Source organism: Aeromonas sp. MR16 (assembly GCF_022549315.1).
Taxonomy (GTDB): domain Bacteria; phylum Pseudomonadota; class Gammaproteobacteria; order Enterobacterales; family Aeromonadaceae; genus Aeromonas; species Aeromonas aquatica.
This window is the reverse complement of the sequence record NZ_JAKZFK010000036.1, coordinates 19,081-40,413: the sequence shown is the minus strand read 5'-3', so window position 1 is coordinate 40,413 and position 21,333 is coordinate 19,081. Positions and strand designations below refer to the sequence as shown.

At 62.2% G+C, this 21,333-nt stretch carries 23 protein-coding genes; 9 read left to right on the top strand and 14 right to left on the bottom strand.

Annotation, left to right across the window (positions count from 1 at the left end; all coding sequences use genetic code 11):
• Positions 1–234: hypothetical protein (locus tag MM194_RS19240; RefSeq protein ID WP_241344539.1), on the top strand; the 234-nt coding region annotated here is incomplete at its 5' end.
• A 105-nt stretch (positions 235–339) separates the two neighbouring features.
• Positions 340–879, top strand: a complete 540-nt coding sequence (locus MM194_RS19235; protein WP_241344537.1) for a gamma carbonic anhydrase family protein — start codon at positions 340–342, stop codon at positions 877–879.
• 84 nt (positions 880–963) lie between these two features.
• Here the strand turns inward: MM194_RS19235 and polA are convergent, their stop codons facing one another.
• Positions 964–3,726 (bottom strand): DNA polymerase I, encoded by a 2,763-nt coding sequence (gene polA / locus MM194_RS19230; protein ID WP_241344536.1) that lies wholly within the window; start codon positions 3,724–3,726, stop codon positions 964–966.
• Positions 3,727–4,125: 399 nt separating this feature from the next.
• Between polA and elbB the strand changes: the two genes are divergently transcribed.
• A complete protein-coding gene (gene elbB, locus MM194_RS19225) occupies positions 4,126–4,776 on the top strand; it encodes an isoprenoid biosynthesis glyoxalase ElbB (protein ID WP_241344534.1) in 651 nt (216 codons plus the stop codon).
• Positions 4,777–4,845: 69 nt separating this feature from the next.
• Here elbB and MM194_RS19220 read toward each other — a convergent pair whose 3' ends face one another.
• The 4 genes from MM194_RS19220 to MM194_RS19205 all read right to left on the bottom strand — a co-directional run bounded on the left by MM194_RS19220 (position 4,846) and on the right by MM194_RS19205 (position 8,288).
• Positions 4,846–5,055, bottom strand: a complete 210-nt coding sequence (locus MM194_RS19220) for a cell division protein ZapB (protein WP_033132377.1) — start codon at positions 5,053–5,055, stop codon at positions 4,846–4,848.
• Positions 5,056–5,301: 246 nt separating this feature from the next.
• Positions 5,302–6,582: a hypothetical protein gene (locus MM194_RS19215; protein ID WP_241344532.1), complete on the bottom strand. Its 1,281-nt coding sequence runs from the start codon at positions 6,580–6,582 to the stop codon at positions 5,302–5,304.
• A gap of 6 nt (positions 6,583–6,588) precedes the next feature.
• The gene (cysE, locus tag MM194_RS19210) at positions 6,589–7,368 is read right to left on the bottom strand and encodes a serine O-acetyltransferase (RefSeq protein ID WP_033132375.1); all 780 of its coding nucleotides are present in this window, start codon (positions 7,366–7,368) and stop codon (positions 6,589–6,591) included.
• A gap of 8 nt (positions 7,369–7,376) precedes the next feature.
• Positions 7,377–8,288 (bottom strand): cation diffusion facilitator family transporter, encoded by a 912-nt coding sequence (locus MM194_RS19205; protein ID WP_241344530.1) that lies wholly within the window; start codon positions 8,286–8,288, stop codon positions 7,377–7,379.
• Positions 8,289–8,374: 86 nt separating this feature from the next.
• Here MM194_RS19205 and MM194_RS19200 point away from each other — a divergent pair, with 86 nt between their 5' ends.
• The 3 genes from MM194_RS19200 (at position 8,375) to trmL (ending at position 10,953) form a co-directional block, all read left to right on the top strand.
• Positions 8,375–9,067: a response regulator gene (locus tag MM194_RS19200; protein WP_033132373.1), complete on the top strand. Its 693-nt coding sequence runs from the start codon at positions 8,375–8,377 to the stop codon at positions 9,065–9,067.
• Between the two features lie 2 nt (positions 9,068–9,069).
• Positions 9,070–10,419: an ATP-binding protein gene (locus MM194_RS19195; RefSeq protein WP_241344529.1), complete on the top strand. Its 1,350-nt coding sequence runs from the start codon at positions 9,070–9,072 to the stop codon at positions 10,417–10,419.
• Between the two features lie 69 nt (positions 10,420–10,488).
• A complete protein-coding gene (gene trmL, locus MM194_RS19190; protein ID WP_241344528.1) occupies positions 10,489–10,953 on the top strand; it encodes a tRNA (uridine(34)/cytosine(34)/5-carboxymethylaminomethyluridine(34)-2'-O)-methyltransferase TrmL in 465 nt (154 codons plus the stop codon).
• Between the two features lie 50 nt (positions 10,954–11,003).
• Here trmL and dinF read toward each other — a convergent pair whose 3' ends face one another.
• The 4 genes from dinF to lexA all read right to left on the bottom strand — a co-directional run bounded on the left by dinF (position 11,004) and on the right by lexA (position 14,573).
• Entirely contained in the window at positions 11,004–12,362 is a 1,359-nt protein-coding gene (dinF, locus tag MM194_RS19185; RefSeq protein ID WP_241344527.1) for an MATE family efflux transporter DinF, read from the bottom strand.
• A gap of 22 nt (positions 12,363–12,384) precedes the next feature.
• Entirely contained in the window at positions 12,385–13,011 is a 627-nt protein-coding gene (locus tag MM194_RS19180) for an SCO family protein (protein WP_241344526.1), read from the bottom strand.
• A gap of 217 nt (positions 13,012–13,228) precedes the next feature.
• On the bottom strand, positions 13,229–13,519 hold the full coding sequence (locus MM194_RS19175; RefSeq protein ID WP_033132368.1) for a hypothetical protein: 291 nt from the start codon (positions 13,517–13,519) through the stop codon (positions 13,229–13,231).
• Positions 13,520–13,946: 427 nt separating this feature from the next.
• Positions 13,947–14,573, bottom strand: a complete 627-nt coding sequence (gene lexA / locus MM194_RS19170; protein ID WP_241344525.1) for a transcriptional repressor LexA — start codon at positions 14,571–14,573, stop codon at positions 13,947–13,949.
• 213 nt (positions 14,574–14,786) lie between these two features.
• On the opposite strand from lexA, the gene plsB reads away from it, so the two are divergent.
• Positions 14,787–17,210: a glycerol-3-phosphate 1-O-acyltransferase PlsB gene (plsB, locus tag MM194_RS19165; protein WP_241344524.1), complete on the top strand. Its 2,424-nt coding sequence runs from the start codon at positions 14,787–14,789 to the stop codon at positions 17,208–17,210.
• A 133-nt stretch (positions 17,211–17,343) separates the two neighbouring features.
• Here the strand turns inward: plsB and ubiA are convergent, their stop codons facing one another.
• Together ubiA and MM194_RS19155 are read right to left on the bottom strand one after the other, a co-directional pair.
• A complete protein-coding gene (ubiA, locus tag MM194_RS19160) occupies positions 17,344–18,207 on the bottom strand; it encodes a 4-hydroxybenzoate octaprenyltransferase (protein WP_241344523.1) in 864 nt (287 codons plus the stop codon).
• The gene (locus MM194_RS19155; protein WP_241344522.1) at positions 18,204–18,755 is read right to left on the bottom strand and encodes a chorismate lyase; all 552 of its coding nucleotides are present in this window, start codon (positions 18,753–18,755) and stop codon (positions 18,204–18,206) included. Before MM194_RS19155 ends, ubiA begins: the two co-directional genes overlap by 4 nt.
• A gap of 145 nt (positions 18,756–18,900) precedes the next feature.
• Between MM194_RS19155 and MM194_RS19150 the strand changes: the two genes are divergently transcribed.
• Together MM194_RS19150 and MM194_RS19145 are read left to right on the top strand one after the other, a co-directional pair.
• The gene (locus tag MM194_RS19150) at positions 18,901–19,335 is read left to right on the top strand and encodes a flagellar basal body-associated protein FliL (RefSeq protein ID WP_241344520.1); all 435 of its coding nucleotides are present in this window, start codon (positions 18,901–18,903) and stop codon (positions 19,333–19,335) included.
• Positions 19,336–19,411: 76 nt separating this feature from the next.
• A complete protein-coding gene (locus MM194_RS19145) occupies positions 19,412–19,582 on the top strand; it encodes a hypothetical protein (protein ID WP_152599285.1) in 171 nt (56 codons plus the stop codon).
• Between the two features lie 52 nt (positions 19,583–19,634).
• On the opposite strand, the gene MM194_RS19140 is transcribed toward MM194_RS19145, so the two are convergent.
• From MM194_RS19140 to MM194_RS19135, 3 genes are all read right to left on the bottom strand, one after another.
• Positions 19,635–19,973 (bottom strand): DUF2799 domain-containing protein, encoded by a 339-nt coding sequence (locus MM194_RS19140; protein WP_033131329.1) that lies wholly within the window; start codon positions 19,971–19,973, stop codon positions 19,635–19,637.
• A gap of 183 nt (positions 19,974–20,156) precedes the next feature.
• Positions 20,157–20,279: a hypothetical protein gene (locus MM194_RS21980; protein ID WP_269429039.1), complete on the bottom strand. Its 123-nt coding sequence runs from the start codon at positions 20,277–20,279 to the stop codon at positions 20,157–20,159.
• A 72-nt stretch (positions 20,280–20,351) separates the two neighbouring features.
• Complete coding sequence (locus MM194_RS19135) at positions 20,352–21,332, bottom strand: MDR family oxidoreductase (protein WP_241344519.1); 981 nt, start codon at positions 21,330–21,332, stop codon at positions 20,352–20,354.
• Between the last annotated feature and the right edge of the window lies 1 nt (position 21,333).

Here is a 21,333-nt window from a genome sequence, read left to right as displayed (position 1 = left end):
GATGCTGTGAGTGCCCACACAGATTGCTTGATTCAAATTGTTAAAGAGCGACGCAGCTTTTGGCTGCTGCGGGAGTGGCATTCTACTCAACCGCCTTCTCGAGTCAAGCCTTATTTTCAGAGGCTTTATCGAGGCACCGACCGGCTTGTTTGCGTTGCCGCTTGCCCTGTCGATGTGGCGCATTATAGAGAGATTGATCACGCTGGCAAGGGGGTTACTGCAATAAAACTGTAAAAATCGGCACTTTATTAGTTATTCATATCCAACCACAGCTTTTGTACAAACTTATCCACAGAAAGGACCTGAATTGCTAGAATGGCCGAAAACAAGGAGGCCGAGATGGACCTGAGACTGAGACCCTACAAAGGAAAACGCCCGCAACTGGGCAAACGCGTCTATGTAGACCCTTGCGCCACCCTGGTGGGGGATATCGAGCTCGGCGATGATGCCAGTATCTGGCCCATGGTGGCGGCACGGGGCGACGTGAACCACATTCGCATCGGCGCCCGCAGCAACGTGCAAGACGGCACAGTGCTGCACCTCAGCCGCAGGAGTGCTGGAAATCCCGGCGGTCATCCGCTGTTGATCGGCGAGGATGTCACCGTAGGCCACAAGGCCATGCTGCACGGCTGCACCATAGGCGATAGAGTGCTGGTCGGCATGGGGGCCATCCTGCTGGACGGGGTGATAGTAGAGGACGATGTGATGATAGGTGCCGGCAGCCTGGTGCCACCGGGCAAGCGGCTCGAGTCCGGCTTCTTATATATGGGCAATCCAGCCAAGCAGGCCAGAGCACTCAAGCCGGCCGAGATCGCCTTCCTCAAGATCTCCGCCGACAACTATGTGCTGCTCAAAGACGAATATCTGCAAGAAGCCTGAAGCGCTGAGCGCTACCAGATACAAGAAGCCCGGCATGATGCCGGGCTTCTCTTCTTATATAGCTAACGGATACCAATAGAAGGATCAGTGGGCCTGATCCCAGTTGTCACCGACTCCGGCTTCCACCTCCAGCGGCACGTGCAGCTCGGCGGCTGCCGACATCTTCTCCTTGATGATGGCGACGTACTCTTCCAGCTTCTCCTCCCGGATCTCGAACACCAGTTCATCGTGCACCTGCATCAGCATATGGATGGAGTCGTCGGTAATGCCCTGGATCCAGCCATCGACGCCGATCATGGCGCGCTTGATGATATCGGCGGCCGTCCCCTGCATGGGGGCGTTGATCGCCGCCCGCTCCGCGCCCTTGCGCAGACCGGCGTTGCGGGACTTGATGTCCGGCAGGTAAAGGCGGCGGCCGAACAGGGTCTCGACGTAGCCCTGGGCTTCGGCCTGCTGGCGGGTGCGCTCCATGTAGTCCAGCACGCCCGGGTAGCGCTCGAAGTAGAGATCCATGTACTTCTGCGCCTCGGCGCGACCGATCCCCAGCTGCTTGGCGAGGCCGAAGGCGCTCATGCCATAGATGAGGCCGAAGTTGATCGCCTTGGCACTGCGGCGCATGTCGGTGGTGACCGCATCCAGCGCGACGCCAAATACCTCGGCGGCGGTCGCCTTGTGGATGTCCTTGCCCTCGGCGAAGGCGGTCAGCAACCCCTTGTCACCGGATAGGTGCGCCATGATGCGCAGTTCGATCTGGGAGTAATCCGCCGCCACCAACTTGTAACCGGCGCTCGGGATGAAGGCCTGCCGAATGCGGCGCCCCTGTTCGTTGCGCACCGGGATGTTCTGCAAGTTGGGATCGGTGGACGAGAGTCGGCCGGTCGCCGCCACCGCCTGATGATAGGAGGTATGCACTCGCCCGGTCTGGGGCTTGATCATCAGCGGCAGCTTGTCGGTATAGGTGGACTTGAGCTTGGCGAGGCCACGGTGCTCCATCAAGAGACGCGGCAGCTCATAGGTCTCCGCCAGCTCGGCCAACACCTCTTCGGCAGTGGACGCGGCGCCCTTGGGGGTCTTCTTGAGGATGGGCAGCCCCAGCTTGACGAACAGGATCTCGCCGAGCTGCTTGGGTGAGGAGAGATTGAACTCCTGCCCGGCCAGCTCGTGGGCCTGACGCTCCAGCTCTCCCAGCCGTACTTCTATTTCCTGACTCTGTTGATACAGCAGCTTGGGCTCTATGGTGGTGCCCATCAGCTCCATCCTGGCCAGCACCGGCAGCAGGGGCAGCTCGATCTCGGTGAATACCTTGGCAAGCTCAGGCAGCTTGCTGAGATTCCCCCACAGGGTCTGATGCAGACGCAGGGTAATGTCGGCATCTTCCGCCGCATAGGGCGCCGCCTGTTCCAGTTCGATCTGGTTGAAGGTGAGTTGCTTGGCCCCCTTGCCGGCGATCTCCTCGAAGGAAATGGTCTCGACATTCAGGTATCTCCTGGCCAGGGAGTCCATGTCGTGACGGCTGGCGGTGGAGTTCAGCACATAGGATTCGAGCATGGTATCGAAGGCGATGCCCTGCAGATCGATGCCGTGGTTGAGCAGCACGTTGCGATCGTACTTGAGGTTCTGGCCGACCTTGAGGTGAGCGGCATCTTCCAGCAGTGGCTTGAGTTTACCCAGCACCAACGCCTCGCTCAGCTGCGCCGGTGCGCCCAGGTAGTCGTGGCCGAACGGCACATAGGCCGCCTTGCCCGGTTCGATGGCGAACGACACGCCGACCACCCGCGCCTCCATGTAATCCAGACTGGTGGTCTCGGTGTCGAAGGCAAACAGCGGCGCGGCTTTCAGTTGTGCCAGCCAGTCGTCGAACTCGGCCTCCTCCAGGATGCAGCGATAGTCGGTCTCGATGGCGGTGGCGGGGCTCGTTTCCTCATCGAAAGAATCCTGGCCGGCACTCGCGCTGGTCCCCTCATCGCCGGACTCCAGCTCCTTGATCAGGTTGCGCAGCTCGTACTCACGGTAGACTTCCAGCAGGGATTCCTTGTCAATCGGGCCCAGCTGCAGCTGCTCCAGCTCCTGCTCCAGCTCGACGTCGGTCTTGATGGTTGCCAACAGGTAGGAAAGACGAACCTGCTCCTCCTGCTCGCGGAACTTGTCGGCAAACGCCTTGGAGCCACGAAAGCCCAGGGCGGCGACCTTGTCCAGATTGGCGGCGATCTCGTCGATGCTGCCGATCCCCTGCAACAGGGCCAGGGCCGTCTTCTCACCGACCCCGGTCATACCGGGGATGTTGTCCACCTTGTCCCCCATCAGGGCCAGGTAGTCGATGATGAGCTCGGGCGGCACGCCGAACTTCTCGATCACCCCTTCCCGATCCGTGGTCACGTCCTTCATGGTGTCGATCAGGGTGACGTGGTCGGAGACCAGCTGCGCCATGTCCTTGTCACCGGTGCTGATGAGCACCGGCAGTTTCTTCTCGGTGGCCTGGCGCGCGAGGGTGCCGATCACGTCGTCCGCCTCGACCCCTTCCACCATGAGGAAGGGGAAGCCCATCGCCTTGATCATCTGGTGAATGGGAGCGACCTGGCTGCGCAGATCGTCCGGCATGCTGGCGCGGGTCGCCTTGTATTCGGGATAGATGTCGTCGCGGAAGGTCTTGCCCTTGGCATCGAACACCACGGCCACGTGGCTGTCAGGGTATTGCTTGCGCAGGCTGCGCATCATGTTGGCCATCACGCGGACGGCGCCGCTCGGCAGCCCGGTCGATGTGCGCAGGTCGGCCTGCTGGGAGGCGAAGAAGGCGCGGTAAAGATATGAAGAGCCGTCGACCAGAATAAGGGGATTGCTAGAGGCCATGAAATCGTCCTGCCAAGAATAAACAGTCGCTAGGATGCCACAGGGCCCGCAGCACACCAAGGGGCTGGCACCTTGCCGCTCAGGCCATCAACCGGGCCACAGGCTGTGGATAAGTCTGTGCCCAAAAATGGAGGCATGGGCGAGCCGTGGTGACAAAGCTGTGGATTGAATTAAAAAATTACATATAAAACAAACAATTGAGATCGTTAAAACCGATCGCGATGCGACCATCATGATCTCGATCAATGTGGAAAAAATTTTAAGGGGGCGATACGGCAGGATCCAAAACGAAACAATCCTAGCACAGCGGGATGACTTGACCAGTGGAGGGCGAACGATAACCATACAAAAGTACAACAATCTACCCTGGCTCACATTTTCAACAACGAGGAGTTCGCCATGAAAAAAGTGGCCGTGATCTTGAGTGGCTGCGGCGTCTTTGACGGCGCCGAGATCCATGAGACCGTCATCAGCCTGCTGGCGCTGGCCCGCCAGGGCGCCCAGGTACAATGCTTCGCTCCGAACGTGCAACAGCTGCACGTCATCAACCATCTGACCGGTGAGGTGAGCGAGGGAGAGAGCCGCAACGTGCTGGTCGAGGCGGCCCGGATCGTACGCGGCCAGATCCGGGACGTGGCCGAGCTGGATGCGGCCGACTTCGACGCCCTGCTGCTACCCGGTGGCTTCGGCGCCGCCAAGAACCTGTGCGATTTCGCCGTCCAGGGGGCCAACTGCCGGATCCAGCCGGATGTGCTCAAGGCGTGCCAGAGTTTCGCCAAAGCCCGCAAGCCGGCAGCCTATATCTGCATAGCGCCGGCCATGATCCCCCTCGTCTACGGTGCCGGCACCCTGGCCACCATAGGCACTGACGAGGGCACCGCCAATGCCATCGAGGCCATGGGTGGCAGTCATCTCAACTGCCCGGTCAGCGAGTTCGTGGTGGATCAGGAGCGTAAAGTCATCTCGACCCCCGCTTATATGCTGGCGAACAACATAGTGGAAGCGGCCGACGGCATCGAGAAGACGGTCAAACAGCTGCTCGCCATGTAAGGCACGGCCGGAAAACAAACGGGCCACTCATGGAGTGGCCCGTTTTCATTCTTGCCAGCAGAGACGGAATTAGATGGCTTCACCCATCTGATCCATCTTGCCCAGCAGGGCGCGCAGACGCTCTTGCCAGGCAACGTGCTCGTTGCGCAGCAGATGGTTCTCGTCTTGCAGCTTGCTGTTCTGCTCTTTCAGCTCGTCCAGCTCCATCTTCAGCAGGGAGATGTTGTCGACGGCGGATTGTACTTTGGATTCGAGTTGCTCAAGGACTTCTAGTGACATATGCATACCTGTTTGTTCAATTGCGATGCCCCACAGAGGGCGATTCAAGCGCGTGAAGCCAGCATACCCTGATGCGCTCGGCACAAACAAGACGGTGCGCCGTAAAATGCGCCTTCCCTGCCGGTATTGCTTAAATATGCGTCTATTTTTCTCGCAGGCAGCAGGAACACCGATTCGGGATGCCTGTGGCAGCACAATTGCGATATATAGCACGCTGCCAACCGGCGGCTCAAGCCGTCGTCGTCCTCATCCATGCAGGGCGATGAAGGCCCCCATCAACAGGCAGGCGACCCCGTACATCAGCAGGCCGTAGAGCAGATTCCAGCGCAGCAGCAAGCCGGCGCTCAGGTTGTAGCGTGACGCCAGCGCCAGGTTGGAACCGGACAGCGGGCTGGTGCCGGTGGCCAGCCCCCAGCCCAGCAGGAAACACATGCCGAGCAGACTGGGATCCGGCGAGAGCGGCCACAACAAGGGGGCCACCCCCGAGATACTGATGAGGGGATGCACCCCTATGATGGCCACCAGGAAGATCAGCAGCAGGGTCAGGCAGGCCTCCAGCCAGCCGAAGTGATTGAACAGCGGCAGGCCGTGGCCGCCCCCCATCTCCAGCACCGACAGGGAGCTGTTGATGCCCGCCGCCAGCAGGCCTGCCCCGAGGAACAACACCAGCTGACCCCCGATGGCGGGGAAGCGCTCCACCACTTGCCGCTTGAGGGCAGCCCCTCGCCCGACCCTTGGCATGAACAGCAGCGCCAGCAAGGGCGCCACCAGCGCGATCACAGCCAGTATGCTGAGACCGGGCCAGAGCCGGTTGATCAACAAGACCAGCAGCGCCAGGGTTACCGGCAGCCCCAGAGTCTGCAGGCGCAGCGGATAGCCCTCGAAATCGGCGACCCCGAGCCGCTCCACCTGCCAGGCCGTCAGCCCCATGGCCAGCAGGGCGCCGATGAGGCCAAACGGCAAGATGCTGGAAAGTTGCAGGCCCGGGGCATAGGTCAGCGCCACCGCCATGGCGACGAAGAAGGGAGACCAGAAGGCGGCCACGCAAAAGATCCGGCTCAGCACCATGATCTGGCGCCGCTCAAGGGTCCCGTTTTTCTCCAGTCGATCGCCGATGATAAACAGCACCGAGAGGTTGATGACGGCGCCGAGCAGGTTGAGGCTGGCCATGGTGCTCCACAGCCCCTTGCGGCCCGACCAGGAGCTGGTGCCGGTCAGCAGACCGGAGGTGGCGAGGTTGAGGGTGCTGACGGCGGCAAACATGGTGAGCATATTGATGTTGGGCAGCAGCCAGTCGCCGGGGCTGAGGCTGGCGCCGCGCCACCAGGAGAAGACGAGCAGCAGCGCTGCCGCGCCGTACAGGGCCAGTGCCTGACGCCGTGCGGCGCCCACCAGCCAGGGCCAGGTGAGCAAGGAGGCAGCCCAGGCGGCGATGGCCGCCGGCCAGGGGGAGAATCCGAAATAGAGATGCAGCAGGTTGAGCAGCCACATCCCCAGGATCAGAAAGCCTGACCAGCGCTTGACCATGAGCCCCTAGATGTTCTGGTTCATGTCGAAGGAGGGCTTGTCACACTCCGGTCGGCCCACGATCTTGGCCGGCACCCCGGCCACCGTGGTGTGGGGAGGCACCGGGTTGATCACCACGCTGCCGGCACCGATCTTGGCGCCCACGCCCACCTCGATGTTGCCGAGCACCTTGGCCCCCGCCCCGATCATGACCCCTTCCCGGATCTTGGGGTGACGATCACCACTCTCCTTGCCGGTCCCACCCAGGGTCACGCTCTGCAGGATGGAGACGTCGTCCTCTATCACCGCCGTCTCGCCGACCACGATGCCGGTGGCATGGTCAAACATGATGCCCTTGCCGATCCGCGCGGCCGGGTGCACATCGACCCCGAACACCACGGAAATCTGGTTTTGCAGATAGAGCGCCAGCGAGCGGCGCCCCTGGCGCCACAGCCAGTTGGCGACCCGATAACCCTGCAGGGCGTGGAAGCCTTTGAGGTAGAGCAGCGGCGTGGAGAAGAGGTCGACGGCGGGGTCACGGTCCTGCACGGCGCAGATGTCCGCGGCCACCATGTCCAGCAGCTCGGGCTCGCTGCGCAGGGCCAGCTCGATCACCTCACGCAGGGCGATGGCCGGCATGGTGGTGCTGTCGAGCTTGTTGGCAAGCTGGAAGCTGAGCGCCGAGCGCAGATCCCCGTGGTTGAGGATGGTGGAGTGGAAGAAGCTGGCCAGCATGGGCTCCTGGGCCGCCATGCTCTGCGCTTCTTGCTGAATTTTTTGCCACGTTTGGGCAACCAGATCGTCCATGTTGCAGCCTACTGTTGTTCGGGGTGAGGGCTTTGTTGTTCTTTGGTCAGCACCGAGATGGGGTCCATGTGAATGATCACATCCATCCGCTCAAATGACTGGCGCACGGCCAGTTCAGCCTCGTCGGCTATCTGGTGGGCCTTGACCAAGGGAAGTTGATCGTCAAGCTCCAGATGCAGTTGCACGAAACGGGTGGACCCGGATTGGCGGGTACGCAGATCATGTACACCATGTACCCCCTCTACGGCACAACAGAGGGCCATTATTCTCGCTTGTTCTTCCGCTGGCAACTGACGATCGAGCAGGGCCTGCACCGATTCGTAGCCGATCTGAATGGCCCCCCACACCAGGAACAGGCCGATCAGGATGGCAAACAGGCCGTCTGCCCAGTACCAGCCCTGCCCCGCCAGCACCAGGGCCAGCAGCACGCCGGCGTTGAGCAGCAGATCGGAACGGTAGTGCAGCATATCGGCCTTGATGGCCACGCTGTTGGTCTTGCGGATGACCAAACCCTGGAAACTGACCAGCAGCAGGGTCAGCAGGATGGAGCCGCCGCTGACCCAGAGTCCGGCCTCGAGCCGCACTATGGGCACCTGGTTGAGCAGGGAGGAGATGCCGTGCATCACCAGCAGCAGGGCCGAGCCCGAGATGAAGGCCGACTGTATCAGCCCCGCCAGCGACTCCGCCTTGCCGTGGCCGAATCTATGCTCTTCGTCCGCCGGCGCCAGGGCATAGCGGATGGCCACCAGGTTGATGAGGGAGGCGCTCACATCCATGAAGGAGTCGGTGAGCGACGCCAGCAGGCTGGAGGAATCCGTCATCAGCCAAGCGATCAGCTTGCCGACGATAAGAAGGGTGGCGGTGGTGACCGCCGCCACGCTGGCCAGGGTCACCCAGCGAGAATATTGTTGATGGCTCAAAACCGGCTTTCCTCTGGCGCGTAAAAATCTATTATACCCTGACCCGAGCGTCAGTTTGGCGTGCAAAATCAACGGAGTGACCCCAGATGAACAGAATACTCCTGGTCGACGACGATCTCGAGCTGACCCAGTTGCTGACCGAGATCCTGACCCTGGAAGGCTTTGAGGTCACGGTCGCCGAGGATGGCGAGGAGGGATTGCAACGGCTGGCCGAGCAGACGTTCGATCTGGTGCTGCTGGATGTGATGATGCCCAGGCTCAACGGCTTCGCCATGCTGGCCAAGCTGCGCAAGCGCCATGAGACCCCGGTGCTGATGCTGACTGCCCGCGGTGACAGCCAGGACAGGGTGGACGGGCTGGAGGCCGGCGCCGATGACTACCTGGCCAAGCCGTTCGACGACAGGGAGCTGCTGGCCAGGGTACGCGCCATCCTGCGCCGCACCCAGAGCCTGCAACCCCAGCGCGGCGGCACCGACGAGCTGAGATTCATGGATCTGGTGCTGCAACCCGGCCTGCAACAGGCGCGCAGCGATGGCCAACTGCTGGACCTCACCGCCACCGAATTCGGCCTGCTGGAATGCCTGCTGCGCAGCCCTGGCCAGATCGTCAGTAAGAATCTGCTTTCTGAACAAGTACTTGGCAAGAAACTGGAGCCCTTCGATCGGGCCATCGACATGCACCTGAGCAACCTGCGCAAGAAGCTGCCGGAACGCAGCGATGGCCAGCCCCGCTTCAAGACGGTGCGTGGTCGAGGCTACCTCTGGCTGGAACAGGCATAACTATGAACCGTTCACTCGGTGGACTTTCAACCCAGATTTTCCTTTGGTTCTGGTTGATACTGCTACTGATGATGGCCGCAGTGGTCATACTGCCAACCCTGGACCCCCGCAATACCATCCCGCTCCCCGAGCACGAGGTCAGCCGGATGAACAACAACCTGCAGGCGCTGCAGCGGGGGGCGGATCCGAGCCAGGACTTCAACCTGTCCCAGGCGATGGAGGCCACGGGTCTGCTGCCGGTGGACAACGTCTATCTGCGCGATGCCAAGGGCCAGCTGCAGTTCACCGCCAAGCCCAACAAGTTTGTCATCCGCTTCATGGTGGACTCAGACAACCCGGCCAAGCCCATGCTGGGCAGCGAGCACAAGCGGGCCATCGCCGGCCCCTTCCTGATGCAGCACCATGGCCAGCCCTATCACGTCTACTTCGGCCTCAACGTCGAAAACTCCTACCTGTTCCTGTTTATCCAGATCCTGGATCACCCCATCCAGATCCTGGGCATCGCCATGCTGGTCAGCACCCCGCTCTGTCTGCTGCTGGCCTGGCGGCTGACCCGCCCCATACTGCAGCTGCAGCAGGCGGTCTCGCAACTGGCGCAGGGCAAGCTGGAGACCCGGATCCCCAACCTCGGCAGGCAGGATGAGATTGGCCAGCTGGCAGATCACGTCAGCTACATGGTGGATACCCTCAAGAACATGATCCAGAAGCAGAAGCAGCTGCTGTCCGACATCTCCCACGAGCTGCGCAGCCCCCTCACCCGCATCCAGCTGGCGCAGGCCTTGATCCGCCGCAAGCAGGGGGACAGCAGTGAGCTGGTACGGATCGAAACCGAGATCGGGCGACTCGACAAGCTGATCGGGGATCTGCTGGACTTGTCCCGGGTGCAGCAACATGTGGAGGCCCCCGTGCTGCTGCCGCTGGCGGAGCTGCTGGAGCCCATCCTGGACGACGCCATGTTCGAGGCAAACCAGAACGGCAAACAACTGCGCCTGCCTGCCCTGCCGACGGAATCGCTCATGATGCGGCCGGAGTTGCTGGCGCGGGCACTGGAAAATCCGCTGCGCAACGCCCTCAAGTATGCCCGCGAGTTCATCCAGGCGGACTGGTATCGGGAAGGGCGTATGTGGGTAATGACCATCCGGGATGATGGCCCGGGTGTGCCGGTGGAGCAGCAGGCACAGCTGTTCTTGCCGTTCTTCCGGGTCGATGATGCCCGCAACGCCAAGACGGGTGGCACCGGGCTGGGCCTCGCCATCGCCGCCGAGGCGATCCAGCAGCACGGAGGCACCATCAAGGCCAGCAGCAATCAGCCGACCGGGCTCATCATTACCATCCGCCTGCCCATCTCGTGAGGCTCCCCCTTTTCATCCCCGTGGGCGCTGGGTATGCTGGCGCCCTTATTGCGCCCTCAGGACCCCGCCATGCTCGACATAGTGCTCTATCAACCGGAAATTCCGCCCAATACCGGCAACATCATTCGCCTCTGCGCCAACACCGGCTACCGGTTGCACCTGATCGAGCCGCTGGGATTTGAGTGGGATGACAAGCGGGTGAAGCGGGCCGGGCTCGACTATCACGAGTTTGCCGAGGTGAAGCGCTGGCCGAGCTATGCCGACTTCCTGGCGGCGGTGGCACCGAGGCGGGTGTTTGCCTGTACCACCAAGGGTCGCCCCGCCCACTCGGCGGTCCAGTTCGCCCTGGGGGATGCCCTGCTGTTCGGCCCGGAGAGCCGCGGCTTGCCGGCCGAGATCATCGAGAGCCTGCCATTCGAGCAACGGCTGCGCATCCCCATGTTGCCCCAGAGCCGCAGCATGAATCTGGCCAATGCGGTCTCGGTCTTCGTGTATGAGAGCTGGCGCCAGTTTGGCTATGAGGGGTCCCTCTAGCCTCCGTCGGCGCTGCGCCTCTCAGAGGCGGCGCAGACCATGAGATCCCGTCAGGCGGGTTCCCGGCCTTGACCCAGCAGGCGGCCATCCCGCTCCAGTTGCCAGCATAGCCAGCCAAGGGTCAGGCCACGCCCCGCCATCAGGGCCGCCATCGCGGCCCACAGGGCGGAGATGCCCCACGACTGGCACAGCCACCAGACCGGGAAGAAACCGGCAAACACTGCCACCAGCATGCTGTTGCGCATCTCCCGGGCACGGGTCGCGCCGATGAAGACCCCATCCAGCAGGAAACACCAGACCGCCAGCAGCGGCATGGCCACCAGCCAGGGCAGCTGGCGGCTCGCCTCGGCGATCACCGCCGGGATGTCGGTGATATGGGTGATGAGCAGCTGCCCCCCCAATGCAAACGACAGCGTGAAGCCGAGGGCGATCAGCAGGGCCCAGCCCAGGTTGAGTACGATCGCCTCACGCAGTCCCTGCCGATCCCGACGCCCGATGGCGCGCCCCACCATGGCCTCCACCGCATAGGCGAAGCCATCCAGCCCGTAGGAGATGAGCATCAGGAAGTTGAGCAGCACCGCATTGGCGGCCACCGCCACATCCCCCAGTCTGGCCCCCTGCAACGTCATGAAGGCAAAACAGAGCTGCAGACAAAGAGAGCGGATGAAGATGTCCCGGTTCAGACCGAGCAGGCGCCGCAGCGCTGACCATTGCCACCAGCGCTGCCAGGCCCCCTGCCACACAGACAGGTGGCGCAGCCGGCGGCTCACCAGCCAGAGCCCGACCCCCAGCGCACTGTAATCCGCCAGCAGCGAGGCGGCGGCCACTCCTTTCACCTGCCAGCCCAGGCCCAGCACGAACCAGGTATCCAGCACCATGTTGACCAGGTTGCTCAGGATCAGCAGCAACATGGGGCTGCGGGCGTCCTGCATGCCCAGCAGCCAACCCATGATGACCAGGTTGCACAGGGCCGCCGGGGCGCTCCAGATCCGCACCGACACATATTCTGCGGCATAGCCCTGCACCTCGGGGGAGCCGCCGCTCAGCGCAATGAGGGCCGGCAGCAAGGGTAACACCAGCAGCAACAGCGCCATTCCCAGGCCGATCGCCAGCCCCAAGGCCCGCGCCAGGGTGTCCAGTTGCCCCTCGGCACTGCCAGCCCCGTAGGCCTGTGCGGTCAGCCCTGTGGTGGACATCCGCAGGAAGCCAAGCAGCCAGAACAGAAGATTGATGAGGGTCGCCCCGACCGAGACGCCGCCGAGAAACCAGGCCTGACCGAGATGACCGATCACCCAGGTATCCACCAGCCCGAGCAACGGGGTGGTGACGTTCGAGAACACCATCGGCAGGGCAAGTACAAACACGGCGCTGTGACGCCGGGGATCGCGCAACCAGTGCGGGATCAGCATGGGCAGGTCTCATTCCTGAGCATCACTGGTCGGCCAGCCGCACTATCCGCGCGAAGTCAGAGACCAGGGTTTTCATGGCCACGTGGGGCACCTGGCCAGGCTCCATCTGGGGGCGGAACACGGCCGTCAGCTTGCCCTCCGGGCTGATCAGCACGATCGAGGCCGAGTGGTCTACTAGGTAATCCTGGTTCCCGTGATCGACGATGGAGTAGACGAGACCAAGGTTGCGCACGAAGGGGAACAGCTGGTTGTGAGGGCCGGTGGCCGCCTTGAACTCTGGCTGGAAGAAACTGGTGTATTGCTTGAGTCGGGCACTGTCATCGCGCTGGGGATCCGCCGAGATGAAGGCCACCTGACTGCCAGGCGCTATGTGCTGCAGTTCCGGATAGACGGAGCGCAGATCCGCCAGCGTGGTCGGGCAGATGTCCGGGCAATAGGTGTAGCCGAGGAACAGGAAGGTCCAATGCCCGACCAGGTTGGCTGCGGTGAAGGGTTTGCCATCGCCGTCGGTGAGGGTGAAAGGATTGATATCCCGTCCCACCGGATAATAGTCGGCCTGCTCGGGTGGGGAAGGCTGGCTCCAGCTGTATGCAACCATCATGCTGCCGACCAGTAACAGAAACAGCAGGGGATAACGTGGTTTAATCATATAAAACAGAGCCTTGCTAGTCTAATCAGCCGTTGGGCGGGCCCGGTGGAGGTGCATTGTAACCCGGGCCCTCCTATCTCTGGCTACCCCGGAGTCCGGATATCGGGCACAAAGAGGCCCAACAAGGGGTGGTACTGGCCCTCAGTATTCATCGCAGATGGGAAAAAACAGAAGCCCCACATCAGGTGGGGCTCACACACAATGTTGGCTAAGTGGATCAGGGTCGCCGCCGGTGCTGCGCCTGAGGGCGCCGGGCCACGGCGTGCAGCGGAACGACGGGGGCCACCCAGGGTGCATTGGGCAATCCTATGTCGTGGTGGCGGCGAAACAGACGAACCAGGTGGACAATCTTGTCCTTGGGACACCCCAGCCAGATGGTCCAGCCATTCCCCTTGTGATAGACCCAGAGCGCATAAAACCACGTCATCCGACTGCCCTTGATGAACCGGGTGATGGAGGATGCGGGCGCTGCGGCCAGACCCGGATCCCATGGCGAGCTTGAAGCCATACCTGTCCTCCTTGCTCAACAGGCCACGTCAACTAGTGTCCTGCCAGGATGACAGGCAAAACACAGTCACGTACTGACTGAGTCGTTCCAGGTCATGGACTGCGAGCCCCCTGACGACTCTCCCTTCTACCCGACACCGCGTTGGCGGTGCCAGTGATGCATCCCTGCGACCTTATGCTGGCCGGTTCAGGCAACAACCCGGATCATGGCAGATCCCGTGGCCCGGTAACGGCGTACCGTGCCTCATCAAAGGATATATCCGAAATGCCAGCTGTGTGGCGGCACTCTCTTTAGTTGCGCTCTCTTTGCTGCTTTCTGTTGCGACAGAGGATGGCGACGAAAATGGTGGGTATCAGAGCTCGGGGCAAACAGCAGAAACGAAACGGCCTCCCAAAGGAGGCCGTCTATCAGAGCTCATGCCTGCATCTCACATCCAGTCGGCATTGCGGATCACGCCGACCGCCAGTCCCTCTATAGTCAGATGCTGGCTGGCGAGATCCACCTCGATGGGCGCGAGCTCTTCGTTCTCCGGCAGCAGCCACACCTGGCTGCCCTTGCGCTGGAAGCGCTTGACGGTGACATCCTCATCGAGGCGGGCGACCACGACCTGACCGTTGTGCACGTCCTGGGTCTTGTGCACCGCCAGCAGATCCCCATCCATGATGCCGATGTTCTTCATGCTCATTCCCTGTACCCGCAACAGGAAGTCTGCCCGCGGATGGAACAGGGCGGGATCCACCTGGTAGTGGCTCTCGATGTGCTCCTGGGCCAGGATAGGCTCACCGGCGGCCACCTTGCCGATCAGCGGCAAGCCGCTTTCTTCCGGTGCGGCTTCCTCTTCTTCGATCAGCAGACGGATGCCGCGGGAGGTACCGGGCATGATTTCGATGACCCCTTTCTTGGCCAGGGCCTTCAGATGTTCCTCGGCCGCATTGGCCGACTTGAAACCAAGCTTCTGGGCGATCTCGGCACGAGTCGGCGGCATACCGGTCTCGCTCATGTTCGCCTTGATAAGCTCCAGCACTTCAGCCTGGCGGGGAGTAAGGGGTTTCATAGCATGGGCACCTGTCTTTTTATACAGCACACTGGCAGTATATACAGTGCTGTGGCCAAGGCAAGGCGTTGCTGATATTTGTCGTGCCCTTGTCGCACTTCTTTCACAAAATGGCCCATCCTTGATCTGTAGCGCCACTCATCGTACCTCTCGGCGACAAGCCAGCGGTGATTTGTTATGCTCACGCCGCATTTTTTTGGAGAGCAGACACCCATGTCCATCGGACAGAAGATTTCCAGAGCCATTCTGCAATGGCCGGTCAGCGGCTTGGTCAACCACAAGAGCCTGCCGGAAAACCCCATCGCGGAACTGGATCTGGACCCGGCCAGACCCATTGTCTATGCCCTGAAGACCAGCTCGATCACCGATCTGATGACCCTGCAGCAGTGCTGCGAGGATCTCGGTCTGCCCGGCCCCTTCACGCCCCTTGAGCTGAATGGTCAGCTGCTGCCGCGCTACGTCTGCCTGGATCGGCCACCGCCCCTGTTTGGCAAACGCACCAAGCCGCTCCCCTTCCTGCAAGAATTTCATCAGCTGCTGGATCTGCACAAGCAGGATCCGGCGCTGGATATCCAGGTCGTGCCCGTCACCCTGTTCTGGGGCCGCGCCCCGGGTCGCGAAGGCGAAGAGGCCTCCGGCTGGAACATCATCAGCAGTCTGGCGCCGAACCGGCTCAAGAAGGCACTGATCGTTATCCTCAAGGGGCGCGAGAATCTGGTGCGCTTCTCCCCGCCGCTCTCCCTGCGTCATATGGCGGACAAGCACGGCACCGACGAGGCCATCGCCCACAAGCTGGCGCGGGTGGCGCGCATCCACTTCAGCCGTCAGCAGCTGGCCGCCACCGGCCCCAAGCTGCCGAACCGCAACCTGCTGTTCAAGCAGTTGCTGGATTCGAGCGTGATCCAGCAGGCCATCGAAGAAGAGGCCAGACGCGAGGGCATCAGCCTGGAGAAGGCCCAGAAGCGCGCCCACGGCTACATGGACGAGATCGCCTCCAACTTCTCCTTCCGGCTGATCCGCCTCGGCGAGACTTTCCTCGGCTGGCTGTGGAACAAGCTCTACCGCGGCCTGTCGGTCAATGGCGCAGAGCGGGTACGCCAGCTGGCGCAGGAAGGCCACGAGATCGTCTACGTGCCCTGCCATCGCAGCCACATGGACTACCTGCTGCTCTCCTACGTCATCTATCACCAGGGCATGGTGCCGCCCCACATAGCGGCCGGCATCAACCTCAACTTCTGGCCGGCGGGCCCCATCTTCCGCCACGGCGGCGCCTTCTTCATCCGCCGCACCTTCAAGGGCAACCCGCTCTACAGCACCGTATTTCGTGAATACCTGAACCTGCTGTTTGCCAAGGGCTACTCGGTGGAGTTCTTCACCGAAGGGGGTCGCTCGCGCACCGGCCGCCTGCTGCCGCCCAAGACCGGGATGCTGGCGATGACCCTGCAGGCCATGATGCGCGGGCTGGACAGGCCGGTGACCCTGGTGCCCGTCTATCTGGGCTACGAGCACGTGATGGAGGTGAACACCTACCACAACGAGCTCAAGGGCAGCCGCAAGGAGAAAGAGAGCTTCCTGCAGGTGCTCGGCATCCTGCGCAAGTTGCGCAACTATGGCCGTGGCTTCGTCAACTTCGGAGAGCCGCTGACCCTCAACAGCTACCTCGGCGAGCAGGTACCGCACTGGAAGGAGAGCATAGGCAAGGAAGAGCGCCCGGAGTGGATGGCCTCCACCGTCAATCAGCTGGCCGAGCTCTTGATGACCCGGATCAACGATGCCGCCGCCGTCAACGGCCTGACCCTGAGCGCCCTGGCCCTGCTGGCCGCCGAGCGCCATGCCCTGACCCGGGACGAGCTGCAGGCTCAACTCAACACCTATCTGGACCTGCTCAAGCAGGTGCCCTACAGCCCGCAGAGCACCCTGCCGGACGAAGACGCCAAGATCCTGCTGGATCAGGCCATGGAGCTCAACAAGTTCGAGGTGAGCGAGGACAAGCTCGGTCAGATAGTCAGCCTGGACCGCTATCAGGCGATCCTGCTGACCTACTACCGCAACAACATCCTGCACCTGTTCGCCCTGCCCTCCCTGGTGGCAGCCCTGATCGAGCGTTGCGAGGGGATCTCCCGCGGCGAGATCGTCGCCCGCTGCGTCGACATCTATCCGCTGCTCAAGACGGAGCTGTTCCTGCGCTACCAGGAGGACGAACTGCCGGCGCTGGTCGATGCCCTGCTGGCCGAACTGCAACGCCAGCAGCTCATCGAGGAGCGTGAGAGCGGCTACTGGGTCAACCCGGTCAATCAGATGCGCCTGCTGCTGCTGGCGGAGAGCATTCAGGAAACGCTGCAACGCTACGCCATCGTGCTGACCCGGGTGCTGGCCCAGCCCTATATCGAGGCGGAGCAGCTGGAGGCGGATGGCCTGATGATGGCGGAGCGCCTCGGCACCCTGCACGGCATCAACGCCCCCGAGTTCTTCGACCAGAAGCTGTTCAGCACCCTGATCCACTCCTTGCGCAGCGAAGGCTATCTGGATACGGGCTGCAAGCCGGATCTGGGCCGCTTCCAGGCGCTGGCCGACAACATAGTGCCGCTGCTCAGCACCAAGATCCGGCGCACCATCGAAGCGGGCAACCGGACTTGATGCCGTAACGAGGCAACCCTCATAGCCGCCGGCTGACAAGCAATAACTGGAAATAAAAAGGCCGCATCAAGATGCGGCCTTTTTCACAAATGTTGCTCACCCCGGGGTGAGCACGCGGTGGCGCCGCGCTGACTCAAAGGTAGTGACTCGCCACCCCCAGCAACACCAGCGCCCCCACGTAGTTGTTGTTAAGGAACGCCTTGAAGCAGGCTTCTCGCTGCCGCTCCCGGATCAGCCGCTGCTGATAGACGAACAGCGCCCCCGCCCCCAGCAAGCCCCAGTAGTAACCCGAGCCGAGCGCCATCAGCTGGCCCACCAGCAGCAGGATCAGCAGGGTCGCCAGCTGCAGCACGCCGATGATCCGCTTGTCCTGGCGACCGAACAGGATGGCGCTCGATTTCAGACCGAGCTTGAGGTCATCGTCCCTGTCCACCATGGCGTACTGGGTATCGTAGGCGATGGTCCACAGCAGGTTGGCGAGAAACAGCAGCCAGGCCACCGGAGGCAGCGCGTTGGCCTGGGCCGCGTAGGCCATGGGAATGGACCAGGAGAAGGCCATCCCCAGCACCAGCTGCGGTATGGGAATGAAGCGCTTCATGAAGGGGTAGCAGACCGCCAGCAACAGGCCGGCAAACGACAGGCCTATGGTGAGCGGGTTCAGGGTCAGCACCAGGCCGAACGAGATGAGGGCCAGCACGGCGAACAGCACCAGCACCTCGCGCGGCGCGACCTTGCCCATGGGCAGCGGCCGTCCGGCGGTGCGTTTCACGTGACCATCGAAGTTGCGATCCGCATAGTCATTGATGACGCAACCGGCGGAGCGCATCAGGAAGACCCCCACCACGAACACGATCAGGATCCAGGGATCCGGCAGGCCACCGGCCGCCAGCCAGAGTGCCCACAGGGTCGGCCACAGCAGCAGCAGGGTGCCGATGGGCTTGTCGATGCGGGCCAACTGCACATAGGCCAGTCCCCGCTCCTTGGTTAACAATTTCACTCCGGCTCCTTATTCGATGGCAGCGGGTTGGACGATAGCGAGGGCAGGAAGAGTTCGTGGACCAGCAAGGGCCACTGCCCCAGATAGAGACGGGAACGACGTCCCCAGACGATGGCGGCCGGACACCAGGGGTTGGCCAGGATTTCGAAACATGCCAGCAACAGATGATCTCGTTTTGCAGGCTCATGACAGAAGATACGTTCACCCAAAGGCTGTTCACCCAGATCATGTAAACCGCCCCCCTGCAATGCCGCCTCGGCAAACAGGGTCCAGCCCAGGATGGCCGGCCCGCCATCCCCGTGCAGTATCACTTCGCGGCACAGGCCCTGAGGGCACTCGGCCGCCACCAGCGCCTGCTCGTCTGCGCCGAGCGATACAGGGCGATTGCCCAGCAGTTGCACCGACAGCTGGCGATTGTAGCGACGCAGCCGACGAGTCATGGAATCGGCTTCCAGCAGCCAGGGACGCAGCGCCTCTGGGGGCTCGCACTGCTCGGGAGCCCGCCAGGGCGCGAGCTGGATGAGGGGAACAGTCAACTCGGACTTCACAGCTTCACCATCCGGAGATTTCCGTTGTCAGGTTAAAATCCGGTTTATTATCCGTAAATCAATGGAGAATTGTAAGAACATCCGTGCTTGACGGCCCCGATGACAGCATCAAAAATGGGGCACCCGTCGCTGCCGAGCCATCTAGATGAAGATCGCCAATGTTCTGCTGATGTTATCCCTGGGTTGTACCCTGTTGAATACCCACGCCTTCGCCAACGAGGAAGCGGCCGCCGGTCCGGCCTCCGCCGCCGTCCAGCCGGGATTCGCCTATCATGCGCTGGATCCGGACATCATCACCAATTACCTGGGAGATGGCAAAACCCTGGGCTATGTGCGAGTGACGGTAGAACTGATGGCTGAGAATGCCGCCGATCTCAAGCTGCTAGAGCAGCATGACCCCTTGATCCGCGACGCCATCATCCGCCTGATTGGCAGCAAGACCGGCGATCAGATCAAGTCACTGGTGAGCCGGGAAGAGTTGCGCAAGGAGTGCGAGAACCGGGTCAATGAGCTGCTGGTGAAGGAGACGGGCAAGAAGGCGGTACGCGAGCTCATCTTCACCAAGTATCTCTACCAGTAAAGCGGAATGAGCGCAGTGCCGACAGCGCACCCGGCTCATCTGATTTACCCCATTCGTTGTCGAGGGAGTCATCATCATGGGCCACAAGACGCTGTGTGAATGGCGCCGTAATGAGATCCCCTTCGAGCTCAAGGCGCTGCGCAAGATAGTAAAGAAGCCCAAATTCGTGTGTGGCAAGTGTGCCCGCAGCGCCAACGACAAACAGTATCTGTGCCAGCCGCTGCGGCTGAAGGGGAAGGAGGAGTAGGCCATCTGGTCCTCTCTCCCCGCCTCTGTCATTCCTGAGGAGGCCGGCCCTCTTATTGATCGGTCCAGCCCTGGCGGCCCTGCTCGAACAGGCGACGGGCCTGCACGTCATTGGGGCAGACGCCACGGTACTCCTCCCCGGATCGACCGGCCAGATAGAGGTGTTCGGGGCGACAGTACCAGGCCAGTCCTTTCTGACGACCCTGCTGCCACATGGCGACATCCACCTTGGTCCCGCACTGGGTCTGATGGAATTCCACCCGATCGGCGGTGAAGCCCAGCTTGCCGTCTCCCTCCCCCACATCGGCCCATACCTTCTCGCAGGGATCGTCCGAGTTGGAGACACAACCCCCGAGCAGGCCGGCACACAGCATGATGACGAGTAAGCGCATATTCATCCTTGAGCGTCCATGACGCTGGTTATCCGTCCTGCGGCGCGGCGAGGGTTCCTCCTCTCACAGCGCCATTTGAGCAGTTCATTCTAACCAGCCCGACAACCCCCACCAAGCCGCATCCCGCTGAATACACAAAAAATCGGGCGGGCCCCTGGGCCCGCCCGTACGTTTCACCGGGGTTTACTGATCGTCGAGAGAGTCAAAGTCTTGCCAACCCTCGTCATCCAGCTCCTCCAGCTCATCTTCCCAGGATTCCGGCTCCCAATCATCGTCGAGCTCGTAATCCGGCGTCTGTTCACCCATGCTCATTCTCCTTGGATAGTGCACCGGCCTTCAAAGTCTATCCAGAAAAATGGGGCTCGCCAGTGGAGTTGCTCAGAGTTTGACCAGGGTACGACCCGCCACCTGGCCCAGGGTAATGGCCTCGGCGGTGGCCACCACCTGCTCCAGTCCTATCTCGGTTACCGCCTGTTCGAAGAAGCTGGCGGGCAGATCCCGCGCCAACCGTGCCCAGGCCTGCTGGCGCCGTGCCAACGGGCACATCACCGAGTCCACCCCCTGCAGGCGCACGTTGCGCAGGATGAAGGGCATCACGCTGGTCGGCAGATCAAAGCCGCCCGCCAACCCGCAGGCCGCCACGGCGCCGCCGTAGTTCATCTGGGCCAGCAGCTTGGCCAGCACCTGACTGCCGACGGTATCGATAGCACCGGCCCACAGCTGCTTCTCCAGCGGCTTGGCCGACTCCAGCAGCTCGCTGCGCGATACTATGCGACTGGCGCCGAGCGCCCTCAGCATCTCGCCCTGCTGCTCGGGACGACCGGTCAGGGCCGCGACGCTATATCCCAGCGCAGCCAACAGGGCGACGGCGGTCGAGCCCACCCCACCGGCGGCACCGGTCACCAGCACCTCGCCGCTCGCGGGTGTGATGCCCGCCTCCTCCAGCGCCAGCACGCAGAGCATGGCGGTGAGGCCGGCGGTGCCGATGCACATGGCCTGGTGCTCATCCAGCCCGGTCGGCAGCGGCACCAGCCAGTCGGCTTTGACCCGCGCCTGCTCGGCCATGCCGCCCCAGTGGCCCTCGCCCACGCCCCAACCGGTCAGCACCACCCGATCGCCCACCTGATAGCGCGCATCGGCGGATTCCAGCACGGTACCGGCGAAGTCGATCCCCGGCACCAGCGGCCACTGGCGCACTATCCGGCCCTTGCCGGTGATGGCCAGCCCGTCCTTGTAGTTGATGGAGCTATGGCTCACCGCCACCCGCACGTCCCCTTCCGGCAACTGGCTCTCGGCCAACCGGGTCAGGGTCGGGACAGTCTTGCCATCTTGGTTTTCCAGTAACAGAGCCTTGAACATG